Here is an 8,078-nt window from a genome sequence, read left to right as displayed (position 1 = left end):
GCGCAAGCGTCAAGCGCCAGACCCTCCAACATCGGCGCTTGCAACACCGCAAAATCGCCGCCTAAATATAAACCCCAGACGAGGCCATCTCTCCGCTAAATCCGCCCCCTGACTGTCCCAAAACTTCTGACGACGTACACCTGGATCACTACATGCCCAGCCGCGACGGCCTGGACGTGCTGCCCGCCATCGTCGCCCTCGAGAACCCGCCGCCCGTGGTCTATGTCACTGGCGCCCAAGAGGGCCGGATCGCCGTCGCCGCCCTGCACGCCGGAGCCGCCGACTATGTCATCAAGGACGTGTCGGAAGACTTCACCGCCCTGTTGCGCAGCGCCCTCGAAGGCGCCCTGCATCGCCGTCATCTTAAGCGCGAGAACGATCGGGCCAACGAAGAGGTGCGGCTGGCCCGCGACCGGGCCGAGGCCATGCTGCGCGAGGTCAACCACCGGGTCGGCAACTCGCTGCAACTGGTGTCCAGCTTCATGTCGCTGCAACTGCGTCATCTCGCCGATGAGGGCGCCCGTTCCGCGTTGAGGGAAGCCCAGGCCCGGATCGAGGCCGTGGCACACGTCCACCGCCTGCTCTACACCTCCGGCGACATGGCCACCGTCGCCATGGACGAATATCTGAAAGGCCTGATCGACGAATTGGGCAATTCCGTCGGTCCCGGCTCCGGCTCGCCCACCCTGACCCTCAGGGTCCATCCCATGCGTGTCTCCAACGATCAGGCGGTGTCGCTTGGCGTTGTGGTGATCGAACTGGTCACCAACGCCGTGAAATACGCCTACGCCTTGGGAGAGGCCGGTGAGATCCGCATCATTCTGGAGCCCGCCCCCGAGACCGGTCGCGCCCTGCTGACGGTCGAGGACGACGGCCCCGGCATGGGGGACGGCCAGGTCAAGGGCACCGGCCTAGGCGGCAAGATCATTTCGGCCATGGCGTCGGGCCTGCGCTCGGCGGTCGAGTTCGACGGCGCGCACAAGGGCGTGCGCGCTCGCCTGGCCTTCGACCTCTAATCATGACGTCCGCGCCCCAGTTTGGGACGACCCTTCCGGGCCTCGCCTATGTCCGTCGCCCTACGGCCTTCGGCCTCGTCTTCCACGACGGCAAGCTGGCCTGCGTCCGTGTCGACAGGGGCGAGGGCAGCTATGTCGACCTGCCCGGCGGCGCGGTCGACGGCGACGAGACCGAGCGAGAGGCTTTGGTCCGCGAGTTCGTCGAGGAAACCGGAATGACCATCCGGCCCCTGACCCGCATCGCCGAAGCCGCGCAATATTTCCTCAAGACCGACGGTTCGCCGATCAACAACGCGGGCGGCGTCTGGATCGCGGAAGAGCTGTCGCTGGACCCCGCCGCCAAGGTCGAGGCCGATCACGAACTGGTCTGGCTGCATCCGCATGCCGCACTGAACGATCTGCGTCACGACGCCCACGCCTGGGCCGTGGCGGTCTGGCTGAGGCGTCACGGCTAAACGAGCTCGGCTATACGGAACGCCCCCCGCTTACGACCGCTGTTTGTGTCCAGGCGCCGCCGCTCCCGGCCGCGTTTGATCAGGAGAGATTTCCATGGCCGATCATGATCGAGTCGAAGGTGCAGCCAAGACTATGGGCGGTAACATGAAGGAAGTCGCCGGCAAGGTGACCGGCGACGAAAAGATGAAGGCGGAAGGGCGCGCGGATCAAGCCGAAGGCAAGGTCCAGAACGCCGTCGGCGGGATGAAGGACACCGTCCGCGACCACAAGCACGACTAAACCTCCATCGCGGGGGGAGAGCCATGACGCCACCCGCATCGCGGGCGGCGTTCGCTTGTCTGCCCTTAGAAGCGGGCACTGAGCGTGACGCGGCCGTTCAGCGGGGCCCCCGTCGAGATGTTGTTGTTGTTGTGGGCGTCCGGGAAATAGGTCTCGTCCAACAGGTTCTCCACGTTGAGCTGAAGCTGAAGGGTGTCGCTGAGGTGATAGAAGACCGCGGCATCGACGCGGGTGAACCCGGGCAGCCGGGTTGTAGCCGCCGATGTGCGGATAGCCGCGTACTGGCTGGATTGGTGAATGACCCCTAGACCGACGCCCAGCCGATCCGTGACATCGTAACGATTCCACAGACTGAACTGATGTTCCGGAACCTGGGCGACACGGACGGCGTCGTTCCCCTTCAGGGCAGCGTCCTGATACGCATAGCCGGCGGCGATCTGCCAGTTCGCTCTTATCCGGCCGGTCGCGGCCAGTTCGATCCCCTGTGTCCGCGTCTTGCCGACGTTGATCGTCGCCGCGGGATTGGCCGGGTCAGGCGTTGTGGCGTTGGTGCGGTCCAGCTGGAACAGCGCGGCGGTCAGGTTCAGGTTCGGACGAACATCCCACTTCACCCCCACCTCATGATTTGTGAATTTTTCGGGTTCGAGATTCTGCTGGGTCGTCGACAGCGTCCGGAACTGGTCCCCGGAGCGCGGCAGGAAAGACTGGCTGTAGCTGCCGTAGAACGAGACGTTCGGCTGAGGCTTGAAGATCAGGCCGAGGCGCGGCGAGACCTTTTGATCCACGCGAGCGAAGGGTCGATCCGGGTTGGGTTGCAGATCGACGCCGTCGATATCGAAGCGATCGTAACGCAGACCCGCGACGATATTGATCTGATCGCCGAGGCTGATCTGGTCCTGCACATAGGCCGACACTGACTTCACATTCGACACCGTGTTGGTGTTCAGGACCGGGAAGGCGACCGTCGGAAACACTGGATTGGCCAGGTTGAACGTCGCGTTCGACAACGCCCCGATGCGGCGCTGGTTGGTCGAGTCCTGGTCACCGTATTCGAGCCCAAACAGAACTTTGTGGCCGACGCCGCCGGCCGTCACATCCCACACCAGACTGCTCTGCAGCAGCAGGTTCCTGCGCGTGCTGGGGTCGGTGTAGGCGGACAAGGCAACCGTGCCGGTCTGGGCGGTCGCGGGGCTGTCAGCGTAGACGTTCGTATAAAGTTTGTCATAGTCGCCGTAGAGGACCGTAGTCGAGAACTCCAGGTCAGGTACTAGAAGCCCGTCGATGCGCGCTTTCAGGATGTGCGCTTCCAGCGTCGTGCGATTGACCCCCGGGACACCAAAGAACCGGTCGCGATAGCCGGTGATCGGCACGCCGCCCAGCGACGGTACGCCCCGGTCGGGGACGCGGTCGTCATTGACGTATTCGTAAGACAGCCCCGCCTTCCAGCCCGCTCCGAAATCCATGGCGATATAGGGATTCACCGCATATCGCTCGCCCTCGTGGAAATCGCGATGGTTTTCCAGCGTCTCGTAAGTGGCATTGACCCGGAGCGCCGCTCTGTCGCTCAGCGACGCGTTCACATCGGCCGAGAGATCCCAGGCCCCGAAGCTGTTCGTGCTGGCGCGTCCGCTTGCGAAGCCGCCGCCGGCTCTCGGCGTTTTCTGGACGCGGTTAACAATGCCGCCGCCGCCGCCCCGGCCGAAGATAAGGGCATACGGGCCCTTCAGGACCTCCACCCGGTCCAGATTGTAGAGGCCACGATAGTATTGGATGTCGTCGCGCACGCCGTCGAGAAAGAAGTCCGCTGTGGTGTTCTGGCCGCGCAGGGTGATCTGGTCGCGATTGCCCTCGCCCTGGCCGACGGTGACGCCGGGGACGTATCGCAACACCTCGCCCAGACTGCGGACGGCCTGGTCATCCAACTGTGCCCGGGTGAAGACGGTGACGCTTTGCGGAATGTCGAGCAGCGGCGTGTCCGTCTTGGTCGCCGTAACCGAATTGACCGCGACATAGCCGCGACTCTGGCCCGTGATCAGGATTTCGCCCAGCGTCGTATCAGGCTCGTGAGCGACAGCAATCCCCGGAAGAGCCAAGATCAGAACGGACGAAAGAAGGCGGGCGCGCATAGCGGAAGACTCTCATTACAACGAAGGTTTTTCGCTATAATGCGAAGCAGTCGCAATATCAACTAGAGAAAGTCTGCATCGCGCGCGGCGTTTGTGCGCAAGCTCAGTCGTTACCGCCAAGCCGTATCTTCACTCCATCCTGCGTCGGCGCGCGGCCGTCGGCGGGCCTGCATGTCTCGGTCCACGAAACCCCGCTTTGCGGCCGGGCCTGCGGTCGGGTTTCGCAGGTCTGTTCCGTCAACGTCGTCGTGGGCCGGTCCGGCCGCGACGGCGTCCCGCATTGCAGGGCATGACGGTCGCCCGCCGCTTCCTGCCGACACTCGTCCCCGGTCGCGCCGGATGGCGCCAGGCCGGGCGGCAGGGCGGCACCCAGATTGGCCGCCAGCGCGGCCCGTACCCGCGCCTGACACGCCTCCATGGTCTCCGAAGCGCTGCGGATGAGCGGGCTGCACTCGGCCCGTTCGTAGCCATAGAGGTCGGCCCGGGCGGACTCGGGAATGACGGGGACGGGCGCGGTCAGAATGACCAGCGGAGCGACGGCTGGATCCGCCCAGATTACCGCGCCTGGCGCGGCCTTTTGCATCATGACGGCGAAGACGAGGGCGAGCATGATTGACCTCCCGGATGGTCCCGCACCCTAATCTATTTGGCCAGCGCCCGCATCGCCTTCTCCAGCCCTTCCAGCGTCAGCGGATACATCCGCTCGTCGACCAGTTCGCGAACCATCCCGACCGAGGCCGAATAGCTCCAGTAGCGCTGCGGCGAGGGGTTCAGCCAGGCGACCTTGTCCCACTGCTGCGTGGCCCGCTTCATCCAAACCGCGCCGGCCTCTTCGTTCCAGTGCTCGACTGAGCCTCCCGGCATGGTCACCTCATAGGGACTCATGGTCGCGTCGCCGACGAAGATGGCGCGCCAGTCGGCGGGGTATTTGTTTAACACCTCCCAGGTCGGGATTTTGGCTTCGTGCCGGCGCCGGTTGTCCTTCCACACCCCCTCATAGAGGCAGTTGTGGAAGTAGAAAAATTCCAGGTGTTTGAACTCGGTCCGAGCGGCCGAGAACAGCTCCTCGCACATCTTCACATGGGCATCCATCGAGCCGCCGATGTCGAGGAACAGCAGCACCTTGATCGTATTGCGCCGCTCGGCCCGCATATGGATGTCCAGCCAGCCCTGGCGCGCCGTGCCGTCGATGGTGGCGTCCATGTCCAGCTCGTCCTGCGCCCCCTGACGGGCGAAGCGGCGCAGGCGGCGCAGGGCGACCTTGATGTTGCGCGTGCCCAGTTCGACCTGATCGTCCAGATTGCGGTACTCGCGCTTCTCCCAGACCTTGACCGCCCGGCCCTGTTTGCCCGGTCCGCCGACGCGCACCCCCTCGGGATTGTAACCGCCGTGCCCGAACGGGCTGGTCCCGCCCGTACCGATCCACTTGTTGCCGCCCTCGTGCCGGCCCTGCTGCTCCTCAAGCCGCTGTTTCAGCGTCTTCATCAGTTTGTCGAGCCCGCCCAAGGCCTCGATTTGCGCCTTCTCCTCGTCGGTCAGGTATTTCTCGTTGAGCAGTTTCAGCCAGTCCTCGGGCACGTCCAGCGCCGGCTCGCCGCCCGCGCCGACGGTCTCGATCCCGGCAAACACCTTGCCGAACACCTGGTCGAACCGGTCGTAGTGTTTCTCATCCTTGACCAGCACGGCGCGGGACAGGTGGTAAAAGTCGTCGACCTTCCGCCCTGGCCCAGAACCAAGAACGCCCTTGTCCAAAGCCTCCATCAGATGGAGCCATTCCTTCATTGACACCGGAACGCGCGCGTCTCTCAGGGCGGTGAAGAAGGGAAGGAGCATCAGAGGATATCGGCCGGGGGCGGTGGTTTCGGCAATGCCCGCGCCAAACCTGGTGCATCGGTGGTGGCGATCTTCCATAGCTCCGCATGGTCGATCTTCCGATACTCATGCGCAATCAGATGGCGCAGGTTCGCGATCCTCTGCCATTCGATTTGAGGGTACAGCGCCCAGGTCTCTCGAGAGATGCGGTTCGCGGCTTCGCCCAACGTCAGGAAATGCGTTGCCAGCGCGTGGGGCTTCGCGCGGTCTGACAGGAACGCCTGGGGCACCCTATCCGCGACGAGCGCCGCAATATCCTCAAGCGAGCGATGCATCTCGAAGACGAATGCCGCATCGTTCGGGTCAGACAGCAACGGCGTCACGCTCAGCCGTGTAGCGGATATAGGGGTTGGTTAGGGTCCGATCCGAGACGATTTCAACGTCTACGCCCAGCCTCTCCCTCAGAGACTCCTCGACGTCCAGCCGGCCCCAACTTCCGGGAAGCGGCTTCGTCATTTCAACCAGCAAATCCACATCGCTGTCGGGCCCCGCCTCGTCGCGCGCATAGCTGCCGAACAGGCGCACATTGACGATGCCCTGCTCTTCCAGCCAGGGCTTCAGTTCGCGCAGCTTGGTCAGCAGTTCGTCGCGAGTCATGATACGAGCATAGCCTATCCGCAGCGCAGGATGAACTCGTCGTCCAGCCAGCGGCCAACCAGGTATTGATACTCGCCGGCCTTTTTGAACCCGTAAGCCGAGTAAAGCTTCTGCGCCCTGAGGTTCCCGCTCCACACACCGATCCACAGCGGTCCGTCGGTGTTCGCCTGCATCCAGTCCAGCGCCACGTCCAGCAGCTTTGTCCCCAGCCCCAGCCCCTGCGCTGCCTTCGACACATACAGCCGCCGCAGTTCAGCATGGCTGGGCTTGGCGTCCGGATGGGGCAGGGTGTTCGGCCCGGTGTTGGCGAAGGCCAGCAGTTGGCCGTCGCGCTCGGCCACCCACCAGGCCGCGCCCGGCTCCTTCAGCTTCGCCCGGATGGTGTCGGCGCTGAAACTGGCGTCCAGAAAGGCGGCCAGATCATCTGTGGGGTAGGGGATGGCGAACCCCTCCACGAAGGTGTCGATGAAGGTCTGGCGGCCGAGCACGCCGAGGGCCGAGGCGTCGGCGTCGATAGCGGGGCGGATCACGGGCTCGGTCATCGATTCGCTTTCAACCGATGAAGAGCGGGACGCAACCCCTCGGCTTCCGCTCATCCCCGCGAAAGCGGGGACCCAGTCCTGTCCAGCGCAACACCGGCGCGTCAGGACTGCATTGGTGCATCACACCTTGTCCGGTCGCTCAAAGCACTGGGTCCCCGCCTTTGCGGGGATGAGCGGGCTTGGGGTTATGGGCGCGGACCCGTATTCTCCACCCAATGAGCGTCGCCCTGTTCACCCACCCCGACATGATCGAGCACCGGCCCGGCGTGGGCCACCCCGAACGCCCCGAGCGGCTGAGGGCCGTGCTGGACGCACTCGACGATTCGGGCCTGTCGCTCGACCGCCGTTCCGCCACCGAGGCCGCCGTCGCCGACCTGGAGCAGCTGCACCCGGCCGCCTATGTCGCCCGCCTGCTCGACGCCTCGCCCTCTATCGGGCTGAGCCAACTGGACGCCGACACCGTCCTGTCGCCGGGCAGTGTCCGCGCCGCCCGCCTTGCCGCCGGAGCGGTGATCGACGCCGTCCGGGCCATCGCCCGGGGGGAGACCAACCGCGCCTTCGCCGCCGTCCGCCCGCCGGGCCACCACGCCGAGCCGGACCGGGCCATGGGGTTCTGCCTGTTCTCCAACGTCGCGGTCGCAGCCCGCGTGGCCCAGGCCGAGGGGATGGCTCGCGTCGCCGTCATCGATTTCGACGTCCACCACGGCAACGGCACCCAGGCGGCCTTCGCGCATGACGACAGCCTGTTCCTCGGCTCCATCCACCAGATGCCGCTCTACCCCGGCACCGGCGCGGCGTCCGAAACCGGTCTCGGCAACATCGTCAACGCCCCGGTGCCGCCGCACGCCGCGCGCCAAGTCTGGCGCGCCACGTTTTCAGGCGGCCTGATGCCGTCGCTGGAAGCCTTCGCGCCCGATCTGATCCTGATCTCCGCAGGCTTTGACGCCCACCGCCGTGATCCGCTGGCGCATCAAAGTCTGGAGGCGGACGATTTCGCCTGGGCCACCCGCGCCGTGCTCGAGATCGCGCGCCGCGCCTGCGGGGGCAAGGTTGTGTCATCGCTCGAGGGCGGTTACGACCTAGAGGGACTGGGCCGTTCGGCGGTCGCCCACGTTCAGGCCTTGGGGGAGGAATAAGGACGGTTCGCCAAAGGCCTATCCTCCGCAAGTCATGCCCGCCCCCGCCCGAGA

10 protein-coding genes are annotated in these 8,078 nt (G+C 65.1%); 4 read left to right on the top strand and 6 right to left on the bottom strand.

Annotated elements, in window-relative coordinates; translation table 11 throughout:
- Positions 1 to 86 precede the first annotated feature (86 nt).
- From ACESMO_RS04210 to ACESMO_RS04200, 3 genes are all read left to right on the top strand, one after another.
- Complete coding sequence (locus ACESMO_RS04210; protein WP_372706933.1) at positions 87 to 1,016, top strand: histidine kinase dimerization/phosphoacceptor domain -containing protein; 930 nt, start codon at positions 87 to 89, stop codon at positions 1,014 to 1,016.
- 2 nt (positions 1,017 to 1,018) lie between these two features.
- Positions 1,019 to 1,471 carry an NUDIX domain-containing protein gene (locus ACESMO_RS04205; protein WP_372706931.1) on the top strand — a complete coding sequence of 151 codons (453 nt, stop codon included), beginning with the start codon at positions 1,019 to 1,021 and terminating at the stop codon, positions 1,469 to 1,471.
- A 94-nt stretch (positions 1,472 to 1,565) separates the two neighbouring features.
- On the top strand, positions 1,566 to 1,751 hold the full coding sequence (locus tag ACESMO_RS04200; RefSeq protein ID WP_372706930.1) for a CsbD family protein: 186 nt from the start codon (positions 1,566 to 1,568) through the stop codon (positions 1,749 to 1,751).
- A gap of 65 nt (positions 1,752 to 1,816) precedes the next feature.
- Here ACESMO_RS04200 and ACESMO_RS04195 read toward each other — a convergent pair whose 3' ends face one another.
- From ACESMO_RS04195 to ACESMO_RS04170, 6 genes are all read right to left on the bottom strand, one after another.
- Positions 1,817 to 3,877, bottom strand: a complete 2,061-nt coding sequence (locus ACESMO_RS04195; protein ID WP_372706929.1) for a TonB-dependent receptor — start codon at positions 3,875 to 3,877, stop codon at positions 1,817 to 1,819.
- Positions 3,878 to 3,980: 103 nt separating this feature from the next.
- Positions 3,981 to 4,487, bottom strand: coding sequence for a hypothetical protein (locus ACESMO_RS04190; protein WP_372706928.1), 507 nt, complete (start codon positions 4,485 to 4,487; stop codon positions 3,981 to 3,983).
- 32 nt (positions 4,488 to 4,519) lie between these two features.
- Positions 4,520 to 5,710, bottom strand: a complete 1,191-nt coding sequence (locus ACESMO_RS04185) for a VWA domain-containing protein (RefSeq protein WP_372706927.1) — start codon at positions 5,708 to 5,710, stop codon at positions 4,520 to 4,522.
- Positions 5,710 to 6,072: a DUF86 domain-containing protein gene (locus ACESMO_RS04180; RefSeq protein WP_372706926.1), complete on the bottom strand. Its 363-nt coding sequence runs from the start codon at positions 6,070 to 6,072 to the stop codon at positions 5,710 to 5,712. Before ACESMO_RS04180 ends, ACESMO_RS04185 begins: the two co-directional genes overlap by 1 nt.
- Positions 6,053 to 6,346 carry a nucleotidyltransferase family protein gene (locus ACESMO_RS04175; RefSeq protein WP_372706925.1) on the bottom strand — a complete coding sequence of 98 codons (294 nt, stop codon included), beginning with the start codon at positions 6,344 to 6,346 and terminating at the stop codon, positions 6,053 to 6,055. Before ACESMO_RS04175 ends, ACESMO_RS04180 begins: the two co-directional genes overlap by 20 nt.
- A gap of 14 nt (positions 6,347 to 6,360) precedes the next feature.
- Positions 6,361 to 6,888, bottom strand: a complete 528-nt coding sequence (locus ACESMO_RS04170; protein ID WP_372706924.1) for an N-acetyltransferase family protein — start codon at positions 6,886 to 6,888, stop codon at positions 6,361 to 6,363.
- Positions 6,889 to 7,103: 215 nt separating this feature from the next.
- Here ACESMO_RS04170 and ACESMO_RS04165 point away from each other — a divergent pair, with 215 nt between their 5' ends.
- Complete coding sequence (locus tag ACESMO_RS04165) at positions 7,104 to 8,024, top strand: histone deacetylase family protein (RefSeq protein ID WP_372706923.1); 921 nt, start codon at positions 7,104 to 7,106, stop codon at positions 8,022 to 8,024.
- The last annotated feature ends 54 nt before the right edge of the window (positions 8,025 to 8,078 follow it).

It is taken from the genome of Brevundimonas sp. (genome assembly GCF_041688735.1).
Taxonomy (GTDB): domain Bacteria; phylum Pseudomonadota; class Alphaproteobacteria; order Caulobacterales; family Caulobacteraceae; genus Brevundimonas.
This window is presented reverse-complemented; position numbering and strand designations above follow the sequence as displayed.

Bases quoted from the DNA above. Each gene is read 5' to 3' on its own strand.
- ACESMO_RS04170 (WP_372706924.1), bottom strand. From the start codon at position 6,888: ATGACCGAGCCCGTGATCCGCCCCGCTATCGACGCCGACGCCTCGGCC.
- ACESMO_RS04195 (WP_372706929.1), bottom strand. From the start codon at position 3,877: ATGCGCGCCCGCCTTCTTTCGTCCGTTCTGATCTTGGCTCTTCCGGGG.
- ACESMO_RS04190 (WP_372706928.1), bottom strand. From the start codon at position 4,487: ATGCTCGCCCTCGTCTTCGCCGTCATGATGCAAAAGGCCGCGCCAGGC.
- ACESMO_RS04185 (WP_372706927.1), bottom strand. From the start codon at position 5,710: ATGCTCCTTCCCTTCTTCACCGCCCTGAGAGACGCGCGCGTTCCGGTG.
- ACESMO_RS04165 (WP_372706923.1), top strand. From the start codon at position 7,104: ATGAGCGTCGCCCTGTTCACCCACCCCGACATGATCGAGCACCGGCCC.
- ACESMO_RS04175 (WP_372706925.1), bottom strand. From the start codon at position 6,346: ATGACTCGCGACGAACTGCTGACCAAGCTGCGCGAACTGAAGCCCTGG.
- ACESMO_RS04205 (WP_372706931.1), top strand. From the start codon at position 1,019: ATGACGTCCGCGCCCCAGTTTGGGACGACCCTTCCGGGCCTCGCCTAT.
- ACESMO_RS04200 (WP_372706930.1), top strand. From the start codon at position 1,566: ATGGCCGATCATGATCGAGTCGAAGGTGCAGCCAAGACTATGGGCGGT.